Raw genomic sequence first — 21,990 nt, 5'->3', positions numbered from 1 at the left:
CGCTCTTACCGAAAATTTATGCAACCTTTTGTATTAATATACATTTGAGATTATAAAAATGCAACGAGTTTTTTGACTACTTTTACTCGTTGCATTCTTTGCTTTTTCATCTAAACCTGCGACAGCGCCTCGCTTAATACGGTAATGGCTTGCTTTACTTCCTCGTCGGTCGTTACAAACGAAGGCAAAAGTCTCACTACTTGCGGGCCAGCCATCAGCAGAATGACTCCTTTTTCCCGTGCATACGCAATCGGTTCACCAGCAGGAATCGTCAGCTCCACACCAAGAAGCAATCCTTTTCCCCGAACCGTAACCACTTTGTCCGGATGCTCTGCCTTGAGTTTCTCTAGCTCTTTGAGCAATACTTCATGGATATGGGCGACCCGCTCCAAGATCTGCTCCTCTTCCATCGTAGCAAGCGTCGCGATTCCAGCAGTTGCTGCCAATGGATTCCCGCCAAAAGTAGTACCATGCGTGCCCGGAGCAAACGCTTCTGCTACTTCTTTGGTCGCGACGACCGCTCCAATCGGGAACCCACTTCCCAAGCCTTTTGCCAATGAAATCGCATCTGGTTTCACGTCATAGTGCTGGAAGGCAAACCATGTACCTGTGCGGCCAATCCCAGTCTGTATCTCATCGATTAACAGGAGCAATCCGTGTGCATCGCACAATTCACGCAGCGCCTTCACCCACGCCTCTTCTGCTGGATGCACGCCGCCTTCTCCCTGAACCAGCTCCAGCATAATCGCGCATGTCTTGTCAGTAATGGCTGACTTGACTGCATCAAGGTCGTTGTAGGGAACGGTGACAAATCCTTGGGGCAATGGTGCGAATCCGTCCTTCACCTTTTCCTGTCCAGTAGCCGTTAGGGTAGCCAATGTCCGCCCATGAAAAGACTGTTCAAAGCTGATGATTTCGTAACGGTCGGTCCCTTTTATTTTTTGTGCATAGCGGCGGGCGAGCTTGATCAAGCCCTCATTAGCCTCCGCTCCACTGTTGCAGAAAAAGGCCTGATCCAGTCCAGACAGGCGGCTCAGCTTTTCCGCCAAAATCTCTTGCTGAGGAACATGTACCAGATTCGAGCAATGCCACAACGTATCGAGCTGCTCGTGAAGCTTTGCCGTTACTTTTGGCGGGACATGCCCTAACGATGTCACGGCAATTCCTGAGGTAAAATCGAGATATTGCTTGCCTTGATCATCCCACACCTGGTTTCCTTTTCCTTTTACCAAACTGATTGGCCATCTCGCATAGTTGTTCATGAGATGCACAGGCGCTGTTGTTGTATGCATATTCATTTCCCTCCCCTTTGAACATAATTGACATTCATACGGACTGTTGTCCCAACTGCTTGCCCCGCACAAACACCGAGCAGATCTTCAGCGGTTCCCCGGCAGATGACTACCTGCTCCACTCCCTGTCCGAGAGCGTCGAGAGCTGCCTGAACCTTCGGAATCATTCCGCCAGTAATAACCTCTGTCTGAATCATTTCCTGTATCTCTTCTGCGCTTGTAGCTGGCACTACTGCCTTGGTTCCGTCTGGCTGAGGCTGCATGATACCCGGAACGTCTGTCACCATGATCAGTTTTTCGGCGCTGAGTGCTGCTGCAATCGCTCCTGCGGCAACATCCGCATTGACATTAAATGTCTCTGCGCCATCTTCACTAACGGAGAGGGGAGCAATTACCGGGACATAACCCTGCCCAAGAATCGCTTTCGGAATGGTCGTATCAGCCTTCTTGATTTCTCCTACCCATCCGAGTGGCCTTGGCGTTTTTGTTGCCAAAAGAGTCTGACCATCGATTCCACTAACTCCCCACGCCTTGGCTCCTGCCTGCGTCAGCCTTTTTACCAGCGCCTTGTTGATACTGCCACACAAGACCATCTCTACAACACGCAGCGTGTCCTCGCAGGTAACACGAAGTCCATCGACAAATTGCGGAGTGATCTGAACTCGATCGAGCATATTGTTAATGGCAGGTCCGCCCCCATGGACGATAACGATCTCTTGTCCTTGCGCCTGCAGTCCCGCAATCGCCTGAAAGAAGGAGTCAGGCAGCTGATCCATGGTGCTTCCACCACATTTGATCACAACAATTCCTTGCATCTGCTCTCCTCCTCTACGGGTATACTGGCACGAGCGGCAAGCCCGTTTTCTCAGGCAAATGAAACATGACATTCATGTTTTGCACAGCTTGACCGGCTGCGCCCTTCATCATATTATCGATTACCGACAGCAAGATAACACGCTTCGTACGCTGATCAACATGGATGGCGATATCGCAGTAATTGGAGCCATAAACTTCTTTGGTATGTGGATGACTGCCTGCAGGACGTACGCGCACAAAAGGCTTATCCGCATAAGTAGCTTCGTATAGCTCCTGGATCTGCGCTTGTGTGACTTCAGTGGTTAGCTGTCCGTAAGCCGTGACGAAAATCCCTCGGGTCATTGGCACCAGGTGTGGCGTAAATTGAACAAGCGTCTCTTCCCCGCTCTGTTTTTGCAGCTCCTGTTCAATCTCTGGTGTATGCTGATGACTCGCCACTTTATAAGCATGAATGCTCTCATTAATCTCGCCGTAATGAACACCGAGCGATACTCCACGTCCAGCGCCGGACACACCTGATTTGGCATCGACGATCCAACTGTTAGGCTGTACCCAGCCTGTCTTCATCAACGGAAGCAAGGCGAGGAGCGTAGCAGTAGGATAACATCCTGGATTCGCTATGAGACTGGCACCCGCCACTTGCTCTTGATTCCACTCGGTTAAACCGTAAACCGCTGTTTCTACCCACTGGGATGGAGCCGGCTCGTGTTTGTACCACGTTTTGTAGACCGCACCGTTTTCCAGACGAAAATCCCCGGATAAATCAATGACTTTCACGCCTTTTTCGACCAGCTTCGGAGAGAGCCCGCTGCTTACTCCCGCAGGTGTAGCAAGAAAGATCAAATCATTCACACCGCTCATGCTGTCAGCATCAATTGGTGACAATGCGGGCAACCCGAGCCCAGCTACATGTGGAAACGATTTTTCCAAGCCTTCTCCTTCTGATGAACTAGAATATAAATTGGCAATCTCAACATGCGGATGCCCAGTCAAAAGACGGATCAATTCCGCGCCACCATAACCCGTTGCTCCAACAATCCCGACCCGAACCATGCTCTCTCCCCTTTATTCTGTTCCGTATTTTTATACATGAATAATAATAAAAATCCATATGGAATACAACAGAAAAACTTTTTTACGTCCAAAGAAAAAAGCGCCCGATTGCTCAAGCGCTGCTTTGTTGCCCTGTTTACTTTTTGTCCGCTAACCATGCAGCGATGTTTTCTGCATCTTTTCCTTTGACGAGACCCGGAGGCATTGCTCCTTTTCCTTTTTCCAAAATGCCTAGGATCTGCTCCTTGTTCAACTCACTACCGATCTTTTGCAAGTTCGGTCCAACTGCCCCTTCCAACGTCTGTCCGTGGCAGCCTGCACAGGTATTTTTGAACATAGTTTCTGCAGTTGCTGCATCATAGCTGCCGGATGGCGTCGTCGAAGGTGCTTCTGTTGCTGGTTTTTCGGCTGCCGGTGTTTCTGTCGCTGGTTTTTCAGCTGCCGGCGTTTCTGTCGCTGGTTGTTGTGCTGGCGGCTGTGTTTGCTTGCTGGTACCACAGGCACTTAGCGAGAATGCGAGTACAGCCGCTGTCAAAACGAGTGGAATACGTTTCAAGGCTGTTCCCTCCTTTATTCGGATTTCTTCGCTAAGTATGCCTCCGACTACCACTTCTCATTCTTGCAACAGCCATTTAGGACAAAGGAAATTCCAACGGGCTCCATTCACGTAACTCCAACGTCCGTGCGCCTTCCACGACAACTGGATCAGCCTCAGCTAATTTGCGAGCTTCGTCCAGAGAATCCGCTTTGTAAATGACCAATCCGCCAAGCTTATCTGTGAAGGGTCCTGCCATGACCACTTTTCCCTGCTTGTACAAATCATTAATATACGTAAGATGCGCAGGTCTTACTTGAGCATTCAGCTCTTGATTCACGATTGGCAAAAATGCGGCATACAACATGACGGTTTCTCTCCTTTTTCATGACCTTGTTCTTTCATGAATTATAACATAATTATGAATACGGACTTTAGTCTAGTAGGATTTTTCCTTTCTACAGCGAACGATTCAAGTTAGCAAGTAGCAACAGAGAGGCGGATAGGTATGGGTACGCAGATACAGTTATATACATCTCTCTTCCACAACAATCCTGACGCTGTTTTCATGTTCGACATGCAGGGCAGATTCACAGGAGTAAACGCTGCTGGTGAAGCATTGGTAGGATACACCTCTCAAGAATTGCTGAATATGAAAATTTGGGGAATTCTCGCTTCTACAGAAGACCTCGACAGTAAGAAACAACAACAAATCCTCTCTGCAGGAATCAGAAAAAACAAGCATTATCAGTTACTCCATAAACACGGGCAGGTCGTGGATATTATCGCTTCCAGCTTTCCCATTTTTCAAAACGGCGAAATCATTAGTCGCTATTCCATTGCCAAAAACATCACGCAGCAAAAGAAAATGGAAGAGGCTCTTCACCAGATGCAAGAAAACTTTCGGTTAATCTCCGAAAACATTATGGATTTGATTCTCATTGTAAATGTGGATGGAATGATTACCTACGCTTCCCCTTCTGTTCAGGCGGTTACTGGTCTCACGATTGATCAAGTGATCAACCAGCATTTTTCGATCTTGGTTCATCCTGAGCAAATAAACAGTGCCAAGAGCGACTTTGCTCAAATGATGAAGCAGAAGATCACACTCGACGCCGAATACCATTACCTGCACCCAGACGGTAGAATGTTGCTGTTCGATGTGAAAGGAACACCTGACATTTGTTCGAACGGCCATATTCTCAGCACGGTTTTTGTGGCACGTGATATTACAGAACGTCGGCAATCAGAGGAATTGCTTCGTTACTCTGACAAGCTGTCAGTTCTAGGAGAGCTTTCCGCGGGAATTGCCCATGAAATTCGCAATCCACTTACCGCCTTGAAAGGGTTTATTCAACTCATGGAAGGGGACGAGTTCGCCAATCAGCAATACTTGCAAATTATGCGATCCGAAATCGACCGGATCACTTCGATTACCAGTGAGCTTTTGATAATGGCGAAGCCGCAAGCGTTACGATTTGCTCCCAACGGCCTTTTGCCATTGCTTTCGTCTGTCATTAAGCTTTTGGAACCACAAGCACTTCTTAAAAATGTATCCATTCTTACTGATTTTCCTCAAGTCACGTCCCTCATATTGTGTGAGGAATATCAAATCAAGCAAGTTTTCATAAACATCATAAAAAACGGCATGGAAGCCATGCCGTTAGGTGGAACTCTCACAATCAAGGTTGTAGAGCGCTCTTCTGATATTGTCATCCGAATCATCGATCAAGGACAAGGTATCCCTGCTGAGCTACTTCCCCGATTAGGAGAGCTTTTTTATAGTACAAAAGAAACAGGAACTGGCCTGGGGTTAATGGTAAGCACAAAAATTGTTCGCGATCACGGCGGTACAATCAACATCGCCAGCGATGTCGGCAAAGGAACCACAGTATCGATTTCCATACCAAAAGCCTTGAAGCCTATTGTTTCGTTTAACGATTAATTTGCGCGCGCAAATAGGCATCGATAAACGAATCAATATCACCATCCATGACGGCTTGAACGTTTCCTGTCTCCATATTCGTCCGGTGGTCTTTTACCAGACTGTATGGGTGGAAGACATAGGAACGAATTTGACTGCCCCATGCAATATCCTTTTGTTCACCTTGAATCGCGGCCAACGTTTTCTCTTGTTCTTCCCGTTTTTTCTCAAACAGTCGTGCCGTCAGCATCTTCATCGCACGCTCTCGGTTTTTAATCTGGGAGCGTTCTGTTTGGCACGTCACCACAATTCCAGAAGGCAAGTGAGTAATCCGTACAGCGGAGTCAGTCGTATTGATATGCTGACCTCCCGCACCACTGGAACGATACGTATCGACTTTCAGGTCTTCTGTACGTATGTCTACCGCATTATCGTCTTCGATCTCCGGCAGGACGTTGCAAGACACAAACGATGTGTGACGACGCCCAGAGGCATCAAACGGAGATATCCGCACAAGACGATGAACCCCTTTTTCTGATTTGAGGTAGCCATATGCATTGTAGCCCTTAATGAGGAGAGTGACACTTTTAACACCGGCTTCATCACCAGGCAAATAGTCCAATGTTTCGACCTTAAAGCCCTTGGCATCCCCCCAACGCGTATACATGCGCAGAAGCATGGCCGCCCAATCCTGGGACTCCGTACCACCCGCTCCCGGATGCAGCTCCAGAATGGCGTTGTTTTTGTCGTATTCATCACTCAAAAGCAGTTCCAGCTCAAAGCTCTCAAATGACTTCCGCAGCTCCTGCGTACTGTCATACAGATCTTGAATGAGCGATGCATCCCCTTCTTCGATGACAAGCTCCAACATTACCTGGAGATCCTCGTACTGGGAATCCAGCTTGACCATCGTCTCTACGAGGCTTTTGATTGCATTCAGTTCACTGATTGTCTTCTGCGCTGAATCATTGTCATCCCAAAAATCGGGTGCCAGCATGCGCTCTTCCAGTTCACCGATTCGTTCCTGTTTTACTGGGAGGTCAAAGAGACCCCCTGATATCCGCTAATCGCTTAGCCATGCTAGACATCTCTTGTTTGATGTCCGCAATATCGATTAATGCCATGTTGCGAATCACCTTCTCTTTACGTAAGCTATGTTTTATTGTAACGTAATTTGCCGCTTGCGCAAATACGGCAGCATGTTCACGTTTAGAAAAGGGACTTCGCCGCTACCCTTTGTCACGTTGCCACCGGTGGTGATGGCGAGGATCTCAGGTCTCGGATTTCATGTGGTTTTTTATTTTCCGCCTGTGGTGCAGCAACCAGATAGAGATGGGTACGTCGAGCTTCGCTTGCTTTCAGTTGGTAAGCTTGCTTGATGATAGCTTGTCGCTTCCAGTTGTGTGTTTTTCGATATTTTTTGGCCAGCGGACTTTCACGCGTTCGATCCACCATTCCATTCGGCGGTGCGATCAATGCCTCATTCCAATTCGGCTCCGGAATTTCCTCTATCAGTCGCTTGTCCTCAAAGACCGGGTCTTGCGCTGAGATGACACTCGGTAATTCGATTCCCTCCTCCTTTTCAATGAGCTGTACTTTTTTATTTTCTTTTCCTGTCTTTAGGACTGCCTTTAAAGTAACGGAAATGCGCTCCATAATATTCTTTGTTTGTATCCCCATCACGTTCACTGACGTTCTCATTTGTTCATTCCCCCGTCTTCGTGAATTTTTGGTAAAAGTGTTGTACTTACGATTCTATTTATTTTTCAGATAATTACCACCTGAATCGTTCGATCACATTTACCAGTGTTAGACAAATAGATCCTTAATATCAGACGAGGAAGATTAGATGAGGACGAATACTGTCAAGGCATTAGGAATGGGCAAGAAAAAAACATTCCCCTCGTACCGAATTTGCCGATACGAGAAGAATGTTCTGTTATTGCTTATTTCTTATTTTGACGTTTGCGTTCTTGCTCCTGAGCGCGACGCTGTGCACGGTTTTTCGGATCAGCATCACCGGATGTCTCTGGATCTGGACGATCAGATGGTCCAGAAGTTTGCAAGTTGTCCGGGTCGATTCCTTGACCGCGAATAACATCCTGACGCTCCAGGTTTTGGCTGACTTCGGCCTTCATGATATACATAGCGACTTCTTCCTGAACAGCAGCCAGCATACCTTGATACATTTCGTATCCTTCGAACTGGTACTCACGAAGCGGGTCGTTTTGTGCGTAGGCGCGCAGGTGAATCCCTTGACGCAACTGATCCATCGCATCGATGTGATCCATCCACTTGCTATCGACAGCACGCAGAATGACGACTTTCTCAAACTCGCGAATCGATTCGCCGATTTCTTCTTCACGCTGTTTGTACTGCTTATCGACTTCTGCTTTCAGCAGCTCGAGAATTTCTTCTGCTTCCATGCCTTTCAGCATTTTAGCTGTAATCGTTTCTTCATAGAGGAATCCATTATTGGCAGCATCGGCCATTGCTTGCAGATCCCAATCCTCTGGTACCTCTTCTTTTGGACAATGCAGAGACACTGCACGCTCCATTACTGCGTAGATCATATTCAAAGCAACATCGCTGAGATTTTCCTGTTCCAGGATGTCTTTACGCTGTTTGTAGACAACCAGACGCTGCTGATTCATCACGTCATCGTACTGGAGAACGCCTTTACGTGCATCGAAGTTCGATCCCTCTACACGCTTCTGCGCGGACTCTACCGCACGAGTAACCAGACGGCTCTCGATCGGCATATCCTCTTCCATCCCCAAACGATCCATCATATTCATGATATTGTCCGCACCGAAACGACGCATCAGCTCATCTTGCATCGAGAGGAAGAACTGGGATGAACCTGGGTCCCCCTGACGACCGGCACGACCGCGCAGCTGATTGTCAATCCGACGGCTCTCGTGACGTTCTGTACCGATAATATGAAGACCGCCCAGATCCGAAACACCTTCGCCAAGCTGAATGTCCGTACCACGACCTGCCATGTTTGTCGCGATGGTAACCGCTCCGTACACACCTGCACGTGCAACGATTTCCGCCTCGCGCTCATGCTGCTTCGCGTTCAATACGTTATGCGGTACACCTTTTTGCTTCAGCATTTGGGACAAGCGCTCCGAGTTTTCGATGGAGATAGTACCTACCAGGATCGGCTGGCCCTTTTTATGACGATCGACAATATCGTTTACAACCGCACGATATTTGGCTGCCTCTGTTTTGAAAACAAGGTCAGGTGAATCGACACGCTGTACTGGCTTATTCGTTGGAATAACCACAACATCGAGACCATAAATCTTTTTGAATTCTTCTTCTTCCGTCTTCGCTGTACCTGTCATACCTGCCAGCTTCTCGTACATACGGAAGTAATTTTGCAAAGTAATGGTAGCCAGTGTCATGCTCTCGCTTTGGACACGCAGACCTTCTTTGGCTTCAATCGCTTGATGCAAGCCATCGCTGTAACGACGTCCAACCATCAGACGGCCGGTGAACTCGTCGACGATCACAACTTCGCCTTCCTGGACCACATAATCGACATCGCGCTTGAACAGCACTTGTGCTTTCAACGCCGCCGTAATGTGGTGGTTCAACGTGATATGTGCCGTATCGTACAGGTTGTCGATGTTGAATGCCTGCTCGACCTTGCTCACACCTTCATCTGAGAGGTTGACGATTTTCAGCTTCTCATCGATGGTGAAATCTTTTTCTTCTTCCAGACGCTTCACAAAATGCGAGCAGATATAGTACAGCTCTGTCGATTTGTTAGCAGAACCGGAGATGATCAACGGCGTACGTGCTTCGTCAATCAAAATACTGTCCACCTCGTCGATGATAGCGAAGAAGAGCGGACGTTGCACCATTTGTTCCTTGTACAGAACCATATTGTCACGCAGGTAATCGAAGCCAAACTCATTGTTCGTACCATACGTAATGTCACACGCGTATGCTTCGCGTTTTTCTTCAGGGTTCAGTCCATTCTTGTTCAAACCGACTGTCAGTCCGAGGAAGTTATACAGCGTACCCATGATGGTCGAGTCACGCTCAGCCAAGTATTCGTTCACGGTAACAACGTGGACGCCTTTTCCCATCAGAGCATTCAGGTATGTCGCCAGTGTCGCAACCAACGTTTTACCTTCACCCGTCTTCATCTCGGAGATACGGCCTTCCTGAAGCACCATACCACCAATCATCTGCACGTCGAAGTGACGCATGCCCAGTACACGGATCGATGCTTCACGTACAACGGCAAACGCTTCATTCAAAATTTTGTCCAGTTCTTCTCCATTTGCCAAGCGCGCCTTAAACTCAGCTGTCTTCTCCCGCAATTGGTCATCCGAGAGTGCCTTAATCGTTGGTTCCAGCGCGTTGATACTTTCTACACGCTTAAACATTTTCTTTACTTCACGTTCATTGCTATCGCCGAATATCTTTTTAACGAGTCCTAACATGAGGACACCCCTTCCATATGTTACCAAATAAAAATGCACAAGCCGGATAAGTCCAATAATAAAAAAGGATACCGATTCTACGAAAATAATACTTTCTAAAAAGATATTTTATCAAATAGAGCATCCTCTACACAAGTAAAGGGAGTTGCCAATAGCAACTCCCTAGTCTTATACGAATGAGAATGTGTAAAGTTTCAATTATTTTGGTTCAATCAATCCGTAACGCCCATCATTGCGGCGATACACCACACTGACGTCATTGGTGTCACTGTTTTGGAAAACGAAGAAGCTGTGTCCCAGCATATCCATCTGCATGACCGCTTCCTGTGCATCCATCGGCTTCAGATCGAAGCGTTTGGTTCGAACGATATCGATGTCTATGTCCATATCATCCTCATCCACATCCGGGATCATGACTGCTACTGGTTGACTCTCACGCTGTGCGATTCTTCCTGTCGAATCTACTCGAAGTTTCCGCATCAGCTTCGTTTTGTGTTTCCGAATCTGACGTTCCAGCTTTTCTACTACCAGATCGATAGCAGCATACATATCTTCGTGCGTTTCCTCCGCTCGGATAATGACCCCACTCAGTGGGATAGTTACCTCGATCGTGCCTTCTCCGCGATGTACATGCATGGTGACTTGTACTTCTGTAGGCTGTGGAGTTTCAAAATATTTTTCCAGACGGCCGACTTTCTTTTCGACATATTCTCTAAGTGCTGCGGTGACTTGAATGTTTTCTCCACGAATGTTAAATTTCATGGTTCCAACCTCCTTCCGTCTATATATAACGTATTCGCCACTTCTGTAAATAATCCTTCCATTCAGCTTAAAAAAATCTTTGCAAATCTTTTACAAACCATCAAAATCCGACATTATTTTACCAATACTTACTAGATTCCCTATGCTATAATAGGACAGATAGTTATCCAATCCTATTTCGCGGTCGTACATCGCACTGGAGGAATCCTCATGGCCGAGGTAAAACCTTCCCATTCCCTTATCGGAACAACACTTGCTCAAGACGTCTGCAATGAGTACGGTCTGCTTTTATTACCCGCTGGTGCAATCCTTCATCTAAGTGATATACGACTGCTAGAGGCTCACCAGGTGGAAGCTGTACACGTTACTATTGACTCGGAAGCACCCGAAATGCCTTTTCCTCTCCTGCATTGGAGTGAGGCGGAGGCTGCAAAGGCCTATATGGTGGCCGTACAAAAAACCGAGTATTTATTTAACCAGCTCGCAAATGGGGGTACCCCCGGACTGCAACAATTTAGCGACGCTGTTCATCCTATGCTCGATCAAGTTCTTCATCACATGAGGTTTCTGCGCTTCATTTATTTGAATGAAGGGACAGAAAGTTATACGTATCGCCACTCCCTGCATGTAGGTATCGTGGCAGCCTTAATCGGAAAAATCATAGGATTGCCGCAACCTGATGTTCATTTTTTGGGCCTTGCAGGTCTTCTCCATGACATCGGCAAGATGAAAATTCCCGATGAACTGCTGTCCAAGCCAGGGCGTTTGACAGACGAAGAGTATACGATTATGAAAAAGCATACCGTATATGGCTACGAGCTCCTGCGCACCATGGACGATGCCGACAACTTGCTGGCACAATGCGCTCTGATGCACCACGAACGTTGGGATGGAAGTGGATATCCCCACGGACGAAAAAAAGATGGCATCCCTTTTGAATGCCAAATCATCAGTGTCGCAGACGTATTTGATGCGATATGCGCAGATCGCGTGTATCGGAAGGGAACCTCTCCCTTTGAAGCAGCAAATGTTTTGTGGGAGTTAGCTTGTTCAGGCAAATTAAATCCGATGATTGTCTCTCGTTTTATCCATTACATTATCTTACTTTACATCGGCTCCCATGCGCTTTTGAACAATGGCGACCACGTCGAAATCATTATGATTCATACTGATGAACCTATGCGCCCTCTCGTTCGTAGAGGTAATGATTTTATAGACCTGAGACTCCAACGTTCCCTATGCATTCAAAGGATGATCAGTTAAACACGTGAAAAAAACGAATCCCCCTGTCCGATCAAGGAACCAGGGGGATTTTGCTATTGTTTCGTTTATAACTTCACAGAAAAATGGCCGAATACGTCATTACCGTGTGGAATACTTTTTCTCTAGTCCTCTCACGACTACACGGGACAAAAACAACGTAAGTACCAGATAAACCGCCGCCTCCGTTAAATACGGGGGGTAGCGCTCAAGTGTGCTTTTTGCCACATTCATGGCTGCGTAGTTCAATTCTGGTGTCGCGATTACTGCCAAAAGGGATGAATCTTTCAAAAGAGCAATAAACTCGTTTCCGATCGCGGGCAGCATTCGTGTAAACGCTTGAGGAAGTATAATTTGGCGCATGGCAAGTCCCTTGTTCATACCAAGTGATCGTGCCGCTTCCATTTGCCCCGGGTCAATCGATTGGATGCCAGCCCGAAAGATTTCCGCCATATAGGCAGCCGCATTAAGTGAAAGCGCGACGAAGCCTGAATAAATCGCTTCCGGGCTGTTCGCTCCTGGATACAGAATCCCCCAAATCGACGGAATCACCGCAAAATGAATCAGCAAAATTTGGACCAGCATCGGAGTTCCCCGAAAAAGCTCTACGTAAATCGAACAGGTCCAACGCAAGATTCGCTTGGAGGACATTTTCCCCAAGCTGATAAACAACCCTAAAAATGTTCCACAAACCGTAGCCACTGCGGTCAGTAAAACCGTATAAATAATGCCTCGGATAAACAGTTCACGGTAATCGTAGATGACACTCCAGTCCAATGGCGCTAATCCTCCCTTCTTCATGCGAACAAACGCCGGCTACGTCGAGGGACGCACCCGGCCATCTTGCTGCCTACTTATTGTCAAAGTACTGGTTGTAAATTTCCTGCAGCTTTCCATTTTCTTTTATCTTTTTCAAGCCTTCGTTGATTTTGTTCATCGCATCGGTATTGCCCTTTTTGACGATCATTCCGTAAAATTCTTTTTCAAAGGAATCATCTTTAATCAGCTTAAACTTCTTATCTTTTACTTTATTCACGTAGTAGGACAAAACGCCATTGTCGCCAATCACTGCATCGACTCGACCATTAAAGAAGTCATCGACGGAGGATGGCATGTCGTCATAGCCTTTCAAGCCTTCGTACGTATCTCCAAACGCTTTTTTGACCACTTCTTCCCCCGTAGTCGCAGCTTGAACCCCGATCTTCTTGCCTTTCAAATCTGCCAGCTTCGTCACTGGAGAATCTTCCGCTACCAGAATGAGTTGGTTCGCTTCAAAGTATGAGTCCGAAAAATCGTATTTCTCCTTGCGCTTCTCCGTAATCGTGATGGACGAGATTCCAATATCAACCGTCCCTTTGTCCAGTCCATCAAAAAGCGGGTCCCACCCGGTGTTTTTCCACTCAATCTTGAATCCGCCAGCTTCCGCGATCGCGTTCATCACATCGATGTCGTGGCCACTAATCTTGTCAGCCTCAAGCATTTGGAACGGTGGATATGCTGCATCTGTACCGACTACGTACACCTTGTCACCCGAACCACCACTCGCTCCGCCACTGCCAGACGTTTGCTGACCACCCGATCCACAGCCTGCCAGGAGTACCCCCACACCGACGACCAACGCGAGCGATTTGAACCAATTTGTCCCGATACGCATTTCGAAATCCCCCCTGTGTCTCTCTATCTGCCCATTTTGTCCCCAGCAATGTCCACATGGAAATTACGGATTTTTTGCGTTCTCCACAGAGTTATCCACATTATCCACATGACCTTGTGCACAAGCTGGGTATAAATATTTCCTGTATATTCTGCCAATTTAGTGCAAAAGTAATGGGAACGAAATGGAAGAATAAGTGGATCTAGCAGCAAAAAAACAGGATTCATATATACGGGATATAGTTCTATCCTGCATATAAAAATCCTGCATTTATCTGAAAATAGTGAATTATTCTTTTTCCCCCAAAATCACAATCTCTACCCGTCGATTCTTCGCACGGTTCTCCGCGTTGGAGTTGTCCACAAGCGGTTTGTATTCGCCCAAGCCTGCCACTGTAAAGCGAGACGCCGGTAGGGCGTTAGCATCGACCATTTCGCGCATGACAGAGATCGCGCGCGCCGAGGATAGCTCCCAGTTGGATTGGTAGGAACTTCGAGATATCGGCACATCATCTGTATAGCCCTCGATTCGCACCTTGTGCTCAAAGCGCTTCAAAACCCCTGCTACCGTCCCGACGACTTGCTTCCCTTGGGCCTGTAGGTCTGCAGAACCACTCGTAAACAAGATCGTTTCCGGCAACCGGATACGCAGTCCTTCTTCGGTCTCCTCGTAGTCGAGATTCAACTCAGCCAAAGCGGAGGATAGCTGGTTGCGTACCGTCTCCATATCGCGCTCACTCGAGTCAGACATGCTCATTGGCGGCTTCGGCACGTTTACATTGCCTTCGGAGCCTTCTTTTACTTTTTCGCCCTTGAGCTCCTTCTGGCGAGCCTCCAATTGGTAGACCTCTCGCTGTAGCTCCAGCTTTTGCAGGTTGAGCAGGTCGAGACTCTCATGCACCTGCTCCAAGCCTGCTTTTTCCTTTTGGACTTCATCTTTTTGTGTCTGAATGCTTTTCGTCTGTGTCGCCGCAATAATAATCACGATCACGAACAACAGTGTAATCAGGTCACTGTAGCTAAGTAGCCAGCTTTTTTCTAGCTCTTTTTCGTCGTATAACCGTTCGTCATGCATAGCGGTCCTGCCTTTCAATCGTGCCCTTCATGCTGCCTGCTTCTTTAATTAGCACCAGCTTTTGGTCACCTGGCAAGAATGAGTTCAGCTTTTCAAACAACAAGCGTGGTGTCTCCATGCGCTGGAGACCAATACAACCTTCGATAAAAAGACGCTTTTCAAACATTTCCCGGTCGTACAGATCCATCAAGCGGTAGTAGCATGGCAGTGCGAACAGGTTCGCCAAGAGCGCGCCATATAACGTCGCTACGACCGCTGCACTCAGGCTGTGTCCGGTCAAAGCCATGTCTTCGAGCGACTTCAGTACGCCCGTCATCCCCAAGAGCGTACCGACCAGCCCCATCCCTGGTGCCAACAAGCTAATGAGGCGGAAGAACCCTGCTGACTGCTGGTAGCGATACTGCTCTCCCTTGAGCTCGTTCTCCAGGATCAGGCGCAGCTCTTCTTCCGGAACACCCTCAACCGCCAGCAAGCATCCTCGTTGGACAAAAGAATCGGGTTCTTGTTGCAGCTCCTTTTCGAGCGCGATATAGCCCTGTTCCTTCTGGACGAGCGCGTAGTAGTAGAAGCGCTTGATCGTTTCTTCGACGTTGCTTTGCCTGCCGTGTATGAGCAGGCGCGTGATGTTTTTCAAGTTGAGATGCTTGCGTTTGACTGCATAGGACATGACTACGGAGAGCGCGACTAGCTCGACGGCGGTTACGTTGAGGAGATCCGATAAGGTTCCGTTTAGGTAGACCGCGTGTATGAAGATGAGGAGGACGGCTCCGATTAAGACGAGTGAGCGGCGTTTTGTGGACACAAGTGATTCACCTTCCTGAATTTCTTCCTCTGTGGTACTTGTTGTATAACTAGTTTTCTCTTGGTATATCGGCTGTTTTTCATTTTACCATTATAGCAGCCAGCATTTTCATATAGTCAAGAGCAACCGGTTAGTAGCTTAATTTTTCTATTGCTATTAATAGCATACCATTTAATGAAAGAACCCCTCTAGCACCTTTACATGCTTGAGGGGTCTTGAAATTCACACACCTAATCAATGATCATCGCTGATTTAAGTTTTGACTTACATTATTGTTCAGCGTCAAATGCTTTTGTTACTTTTTCACTTACCACTTTACCAGGGTTTTGAACAGTAATTTCAACAGCACCCGCATCTACTCCGAGTTGGGTAACTCTAATGATTGCCTCAGATCCACCATCACTAACGGTAACCGTTCCTAAAACAGTAGTAGTTCCTTCCTTATACGCCTTTACAATATCACCAGAGGAAAGATTTTTTACCGTGATTGTATCTGCTTTACCTGCGTTGTTGGCAATAACAATGTCGTCTACTGCTGGCGCTTTAGTTACTTCTTCGGCAGCATAAGATTTTTCCAAACGTTCACTTTCTTTTTTACCAGCTTCAGTTAACGAGATAAATACGCTTCCCGCTTCAGAACCCAACTGCGAAATGCTAACTGTTACCTCAGAATTGCCTTTTGCTACTGTCGCATATCCCAACAATTTTCCATCTGTAGCAGCATCATATACTTTTACGATTGTGCCTTCTTCTGCTGTTACTGTTACCGTATCTGCTTTGCCAGCATTATTGGAAATGGTGATGTCACCTGCTTTTGGCGTTGTAGCTACTGCTTCTGCTTCAAACGCTTTCTCGATACGCTCGCTCTCGAGTTTACCTGTTTCCGTTACAGTCACGTAAACTGATCCAGCTTCTCCACCCAGTTGTGTTATGTTCACTGTCACTTCTGTTTTCCCTGCTGCTACCTTTGCTGTTCCCAGCATCTTGCCTGCTGTTGCTGCATCATATACTTTAACAACGGATCCTTCTGCTGCTTTGATGGTCACTGTATCTGCTTTACCTACATTGTTTACAATTTCGATTTCATCAGATTTTGGTGCTGTCGTTGCACCTTCGCCTTCATATCCTTTTTCGGTACGGCTACTTTCTTGCTTACCTGCTTCAGTTGCAGATACATACACTGTTCCAGCGTTTCCACCCAGTTGCGCTACTGTAATGACCGCTTCGGTTTTGCCTTTTGCTACTGTAACAGTGCCCAGCACTTTACCTGCAGTTGCTGCATCATATACTTTGACAATTGTGCCTTCTGCTGCTGTTACTGTTACCGTATCTGCTTTACCCGCGTTATTTACAACTGTGATCTCATCTGCTTTTGGTGCTGTCGTTACTGCTTCTGCATCAAACGCTTTGTCTGTGCGTTCGCTCTCTTTTTTACCGGATTCTGTTACCGTTACATATACTTTGCCAGCCTCTGCACCCAGCTGTGCTACGCTAATAGCCGCTTCGGATTTACCTGCTGCTACTGTTGCTGTTCCCAGTACTTTGCCTGCGGTTGCTGCATCGTATACTTTGACTACAGATCCTTCTGTTGCTTTTACTGTTACGGTGTCTGCTTTACCTACATTGTTCAGAACGGTAATGTCATCTGCTTTTGGTGCTGTCGTTGCACCTTCGCCTTCATATCCTTTTTCGGTACGGCTACTTTCTTGCTTACCTGCTTCAGTTGCAGATACATACACTGTTCCAGCGTTTCCACCCAGTTGCGCTACTGTAATGACCGCTTCGGTTTTGCCTTTTGCTACGGTTACAGTTCCCAGTACTTTACCTGCAGTTGCTGCATCATATACTTTGACAATTGTGCCTTCTGCTGCTGTTACTGTTACCGTATCGGCTTTACCCGCGTTATTTACAACTGTGATCTCATCTGCTTTTGGTGCTGTCGTTGCTGCTTCCGCATCAAACGCTTTTTCTGTACGTTCGCTCTCTTTTTTACCTGCTTCTGTTACCGTTACATATACTTTGCCAGCCTCTGCACCCAGCTGTGCTACGCTAATAGCCGCTTCGGTTTTGCCTTTTGCTACTGTAACAGTTCCCAGCATTTTGCCTGCTGTTGCTGCATCGTATACTTTGACGATTGCGCCTTCTGCCGCTTTTACTGTTACGGTATCGGCTTTACCTACATTGTTCAGAACGGTAATGTCATCTGCTCCCGGCTTTGTCGATGCCGCTTCTGCATCAAACGCTTTTTCCATACGTTCGCTCTCTTTTTTACCTGCTTCTGTTACCGTTACATATACTTTGCCAGCTTCTCCGCCCAGTTGTGGAACGCTTACTACAGCTTCAGTTTTTCCAGCTGCTACTGTTACAGTTCCCAGCACTTTGCCTGCGGTTTCTGCATCGTATACTTTAACAACAGATCCTTCTGCTGCTTTTACCGTTACTGTATCTGCTTTACCTACGTTGTTCAGAACAGTAATGTCATCTGCTCCTGGCTTTGTAGATGCTGCTTCTGCATCAAATGCTTTTTCCGTACGTTCGCTCTCTTTTTTACCTGCTTCTGTTACGGTTACATATACTTTTCCGGCATCTGCACCCAGCTGTGCTACGCTAATAGCCGCTTCGGTTTTACCTTTTGCTACGGTTACAGTTCCCAGTACTTTGCCTGCTGTTGCTGCATCGTATACTTTAACAACAGATCCTTCTGCTGCTTTTACTGTTACGGTATCGGCTTTACCTACATTGTTCAGAACAGTAATGTCATCTGCTCCTGGCTTTGTGGATGACGCTTCTGCATCAAATGCTTTTTCCGTACGTTCGCTCTCTTTTTTACCTGCTTCTGTTACGGTTACATATACTTTTCCGGCATCTGCACCCAGCTGTGCTACACTAATAGCCGCTTCGGTTTTACCTTTTGCTACGGTTACAGTTCCCAGTACTTTGCCTGCTGTTGCTGCATCGTATACTTTAACAACAGATCCTTCTGCTGCTTTTACTGTTACTGTATCTGCTTTACCTACGTTGTTCAGAACAGTAATGTCATCTGCTCCTGGCTTTGTGGATGACGCTTCTGCATCAAATGCTTTTTCCGTACGTTCGCTCTCTTTTTTACCTGCTTCTGTTACGGTTACATATACTTTTCCGGCATCTGCACCCAGCTGTGCTACGCTAATAGCCGCTTCGGTTTTACCTTTTGCTACGGTTACAGTTCCCAGTACTTTGCCTGCTGTTGCTGCATCGTATACTTTAACAACAGATCCTTCTGCTGCTTTTACTGTTACGGTATCGGCTTTACCTACATTGTTCAGAACAGTAATGTCATCTGCTCCTGGCTTTGTGGATGACGCTTCTGCATCAAATGCTTTTTCCGTACGTTCGCTCTCTTTTTTACCTGCTTCTGTTACGGTTACATATACTTTTCCGGCATCTGCACCCAGCTGTGCTACACTAATAGCCGCTTCGGTTTTACCTTTTGCTACGGTTACAGTTCCCAGTACTTTGCCTGCTGTTGCTGCATCGTATACTTTAACAACAGATCCTTCTGCTGCTTTTACTGTTACTGTATCTGCTTTACCTACGTTGTTCAGAACAGTAATGTCATCTGCTCCTGGCTTTGTGGATGACGCTTCTGCATCAAATGCTTTTTCCGTACGTTCGCTCTCTTTTTTACCTGCTTCTGTTACGGTTACATATACTTTTCCGGCATCTGCACCCAGCTGTGCTACGCTAATAGCCGCTTCGGTTTTACCTTTTGCTACGGTTACAGTTCCCAGTACTTTGCCTGCTGTTGCTGCATCGTATACTTTAACAACAGATCCTTCTGCTGCTTTTACTGTTACGGTATCGGCTTTACCTACATTGTTCAGAACAGTAATGTCATCTGCTCCTGGCTTTGTGGATGACGCTTCTGCATCAAATGCTTTTTCCGTACGTTCGCTCTCTTTTTTACCTGCTTCTGTTACGGTTACATATACTTTTCCGGCATCTGCACCCAGCTGTGCTACACTAATAGCCGCTTCGGTTTTACCTTTTGCTACGGTTACAGTTCCCAGTACTTTGCCTGCTGTTGCTGCATCGTATACTTTAACAACAGATCCTTCTGCTGCTTTTACTGTTACTGTATCTGCTTTACCTACGTTGTTCAGAACAGTAATGTCATCTGCTCCTGGCTTTGTGGATGACGCTTCTGCATCAAATGCTTTTTCCGTACGTTCGCTCTCTTTTTTACCTGCTTCTGTTACGGTTACATATACTTTTCCGGCATCTGCACCCAGCTGTGCTACGCTAATAGCCGCTTCGGTTTTACCTTTTGCTACGGTTACAGTTCCCAGTACTTTGCCTGCTGTTGCTGCATCGTATACTTTAACAACAGATCCTTCTGCTGCTTTTACTGTTACTGTATCTGCTTTGCCTACGTTGTTCAGAACAGTAATGTCATCTGCTCCTAGCTTTGTGGATGCCGCTTCTGCATCAAATGCTTTTTCCGTACGTTCGCTCTCTTTTTTACCTGCTTCTGTTACGGTTACATATACTTTTCCGGCATCTGCACCCAGCTGTGCTACGCTAATAGCCCCTTCGGTTTTACCTTTTGCTACGGTTACAGTTCCCAGTACTTTGCCTGCTGTTGCTGCATCGTATACTTTAACAACAGATCCTTCTGCTGCTTTTACCGTTACTGTATCTGCTTTACCTACGTTGTTCAGAACAGTAATGTCATCTGCTCCTGGCTTTGTAGATGCTGCTTCTGCATCAAATGCTTTTTCCGTACGTTCGCTCTCTTTTTTACCTGCTTCTGTTACGGTTACATATACTTTTCCGGCATCTGCACCCAGCTGTGCTACGCTAATAGCCGCTTCGGTTTTACCTTTTGCTACGGTTACAGTTCCCAGTACTTTGCCTGCTGTTGCTGCATCGTATACTTTAACAACAGATCCTTCTGCTGCTTTTACTGTTACTGTATCTGCTTTGCCTACGTTGTTCAGAACAGTAATGTCATCTGCTCCTAGCTTTGTGGATGCCGCTTCTGCATCAAATGCTTTTTCCGTACGTTCGCTCTCTTTTTTACCTGCTTCTGTTACGGTTACATATACTTTTCCGGCATCTGCACCCAGCTGTGCTACGCTAATAGCCCCTTCGGTTTTACCTTTTGCTACGGTTACAGTTCCCAGTACTTTGCCTGCTGTTGCTGCATCGTATACTTTAACAACAGATCCTTCTGCTGCTTTTACCGTTACTGTATCTGCTTTACCTACGTTGTTCAGAACAGTAATGTCATCTGCTCCTGGCTTTGTAGATGCTGCTTCTGCATCAAATGCTTTTTCCGTACGTTCGCTCTCTTTTTTACCTGCTTCTGTTACGGTTACATATACTTTTCCGGCATCTGCACCCAGCTGTGCTACGCTAATAGCCGCTTCGGTTTTACCTTTTGCTACGGTTACAGTTCCTAGTACTTTGCCTGCTGTTGCTGCATCGTATACTTTAACAACAGATCCTTCTGTTGCTTTTACTGTTACTGTATCTGCTTTGCCTACGTTGTTCAGAACAGTAATGTCATCTGCTCCTAGCTTTGTGGATGCCGCTTCTGCATCAAATGCTTTTTCCGTACGTTCGCTCTCTTTTTTACCTGCTTCTGTTACGGTTACATATACTTTTCCGGCATCTGCACCCAGCTGTGCTACGCTAATAGCCGCTTCGGTTTTACCTTTTGCTACGGTTACAGTTCCCAGTACTTTGCCTGCTGTTGCTGCATCGTATACTTTAACAACAGATCCTTCTGCTGCTTTTACCGTTACTGTATCTGGTTTACCTACATTGTTGAGAACAGTAATGTCATCTGCTCCTGGCTTTGTGGATGCTGCTTCTGCACCAAACGCTATTTCTGCTGTTGGAGATTCCATTGTCACAGAAACGAAAATTTTACCTTCGGCTTCACCCAAGTTAGGAATGCTGATCAGAGCTTCTGTCTTTCCTTTTGCAACAGTTGTTGTGCCAAGCAATTTTCCACCAGTAGCTTTGTCGTAAATTTTTACAATCGCGCCCTCTACAAGGTCCTCGATTTTTACTGTATCGGCTTTACCTACATTGTTAGTGATCGTTACTTTACTCGGATCCCATTCTACTTTTACTGGTGCTGCATAAGCACTCGCAAATGGTCCAAATGCGAGAGTGGAACCTAAAAGTATCGTTGCAATGGCTTTTTTGCTTTCTTTTTTCAACATGGGAATGCTCCCTCCTACATAGAAATTTCGTATATTCATGCTCGAAATACTTTGTTATTCTAGTTACTTAAATAAATATCTTCTTAATTATCTGGTCACGTTCTGTTTTAGATGCTTCAAGCAACCTTATAGTATCCCCC

The 21,990-nt window shown here is 46.6% G+C and carries 16 protein-coding genes; 2 read left to right on the top strand and 14 right to left on the bottom strand.

The window, feature by feature from the left end:
* Positions 1–110: 110 nt before the first annotated feature.
* The 5 genes from E8L90_RS26285 to E8L90_RS26265 form a co-directional block, all read right to left on the bottom strand.
* A complete protein-coding gene (locus E8L90_RS26285) occupies positions 111–1,292 on the bottom strand; it encodes an aspartate aminotransferase family protein (protein ID WP_137032119.1) in 1,182 nt (393 codons plus the stop codon).
* 2 nt (positions 1,293–1,294) lie between these two features.
* Positions 1,295–2,107: an acetylglutamate kinase gene (gene argB, locus E8L90_RS26280; RefSeq protein ID WP_137032117.1), complete on the bottom strand. Its 813-nt coding sequence runs from the start codon at positions 2,105–2,107 to the stop codon at positions 1,295–1,297.
* 13 nt (positions 2,108–2,120) lie between these two features.
* A complete protein-coding gene (argC, locus tag E8L90_RS26275; RefSeq protein ID WP_137032115.1) occupies positions 2,121–3,161 on the bottom strand; it encodes an N-acetyl-gamma-glutamyl-phosphate reductase in 1,041 nt (346 codons plus the stop codon).
* A 136-nt stretch (positions 3,162–3,297) separates the two neighbouring features.
* A complete protein-coding gene (locus E8L90_RS26270; protein WP_137032113.1) occupies positions 3,298–3,717 on the bottom strand; it encodes a c-type cytochrome in 420 nt (139 codons plus the stop codon).
* A gap of 76 nt (positions 3,718–3,793) precedes the next feature.
* Positions 3,794–4,063 carry a YciI family protein gene (locus E8L90_RS26265; protein ID WP_137032111.1) on the bottom strand — a complete coding sequence of 90 codons (270 nt, stop codon included), beginning with the start codon at positions 4,061–4,063 and terminating at the stop codon, positions 3,794–3,796.
* 141 nt (positions 4,064–4,204) lie between these two features.
* Here E8L90_RS26265 and E8L90_RS26260 point away from each other — a divergent pair, with 141 nt between their 5' ends.
* Positions 4,205–5,641: a PAS domain-containing sensor histidine kinase gene (locus E8L90_RS26260; protein WP_137032109.1), complete on the top strand. Its 1,437-nt coding sequence runs from the start codon at positions 4,205–4,207 to the stop codon at positions 5,639–5,641.
* On the opposite strand, the gene prfB is transcribed toward E8L90_RS26260, so the two are convergent.
* The 4 genes from prfB to hpf form a co-directional block, all read right to left on the bottom strand.
* Positions 5,631–6,744, bottom strand: a protein-coding gene (gene prfB, locus E8L90_RS26255; protein ID WP_137032108.1) for a peptide chain release factor 2 whose coding sequence is annotated in 2 segments (ribosomal slippage) — positions 5,631–6,662 and positions 6,664–6,744 — 1,113 coding nt in all. Because the reading frame shifts where the segments join, the coding sequence is not laid out codon by codon here. The two genes, E8L90_RS26260 and prfB, sit on opposite strands and share 11 nt — an antisense overlap.
* 115 nt (positions 6,745–6,859) lie before the next feature.
* The gene (locus tag E8L90_RS26250; RefSeq protein WP_137032106.1) at positions 6,860–7,321 is read right to left on the bottom strand and encodes a hypothetical protein; all 462 of its coding nucleotides are present in this window, start codon (positions 7,319–7,321) and stop codon (positions 6,860–6,862) included.
* 245 nt (positions 7,322–7,566) lie between these two features.
* Positions 7,567–10,083 (bottom strand): preprotein translocase subunit SecA, encoded by a 2,517-nt coding sequence (gene secA / locus E8L90_RS26245; protein WP_137032104.1) that lies wholly within the window; start codon positions 10,081–10,083, stop codon positions 7,567–7,569.
* A 198-nt stretch (positions 10,084–10,281) separates the two neighbouring features.
* Positions 10,282–10,845, bottom strand: coding sequence for a ribosome hibernation-promoting factor, HPF/YfiA family (gene hpf / locus E8L90_RS26240; protein ID WP_017252261.1), 564 nt, complete (start codon positions 10,843–10,845; stop codon positions 10,282–10,284).
* Positions 10,846–11,055: 210 nt separating this feature from the next.
* On the opposite strand from hpf, the gene E8L90_RS26235 reads away from it, so the two are divergent.
* Entirely contained in the window at positions 11,056–12,108 is a 1,053-nt protein-coding gene (locus E8L90_RS26235; protein ID WP_137032102.1) for an HD-GYP domain-containing protein, read from the top strand.
* A gap of 99 nt (positions 12,109–12,207) precedes the next feature.
* Here E8L90_RS26235 and E8L90_RS26230 read toward each other — a convergent pair whose 3' ends face one another.
* The 5 genes from E8L90_RS26230 to E8L90_RS26210 all read right to left on the bottom strand — a co-directional run bounded on the left by E8L90_RS26230 (position 12,208) and on the right by E8L90_RS26210 (position 21,850).
* Positions 12,208–12,882 (bottom strand): amino acid ABC transporter permease, encoded by a 675-nt coding sequence (locus tag E8L90_RS26230; protein WP_137032100.1) that lies wholly within the window; start codon positions 12,880–12,882, stop codon positions 12,208–12,210.
* A gap of 73 nt (positions 12,883–12,955) precedes the next feature.
* The gene (locus tag E8L90_RS26225; protein ID WP_137032098.1) at positions 12,956–13,759 is read right to left on the bottom strand and encodes a basic amino acid ABC transporter substrate-binding protein; all 804 of its coding nucleotides are present in this window, start codon (positions 13,757–13,759) and stop codon (positions 12,956–12,958) included.
* A gap of 288 nt (positions 13,760–14,047) precedes the next feature.
* Complete coding sequence (locus E8L90_RS26220; protein ID WP_137032096.1) at positions 14,048–14,833, bottom strand: OmpA/MotB family protein; 786 nt, start codon at positions 14,831–14,833, stop codon at positions 14,048–14,050.
* Positions 14,826–15,635, bottom strand: a complete 810-nt coding sequence (locus E8L90_RS26215) for a motility protein A (RefSeq protein WP_137032094.1) — start codon at positions 15,633–15,635, stop codon at positions 14,826–14,828. Before E8L90_RS26215 ends, E8L90_RS26220 begins: the two co-directional genes overlap by 8 nt.
* Positions 15,636–15,904: 269 nt before the next feature.
* On the bottom strand, positions 15,905–21,850 hold the full coding sequence (locus E8L90_RS26210) for a hypothetical protein (protein WP_137032092.1): 5,946 nt from the start codon (positions 21,848–21,850) through the stop codon (positions 15,905–15,907).
* Between the last annotated feature and the right edge of the window lie 140 nt (positions 21,851–21,990).

The sequence above is a fragment of the Brevibacillus antibioticus genome, assembly GCF_005217615.1.
Lineage (GTDB): Bacteria > Bacillota > Bacilli > Brevibacillales > Brevibacillaceae > Brevibacillus > Brevibacillus antibioticus.
The sequence above is the reverse complement of the archived record's forward strand: the minus strand, read 5'-3'. Positions and strand labels throughout refer to the sequence as shown.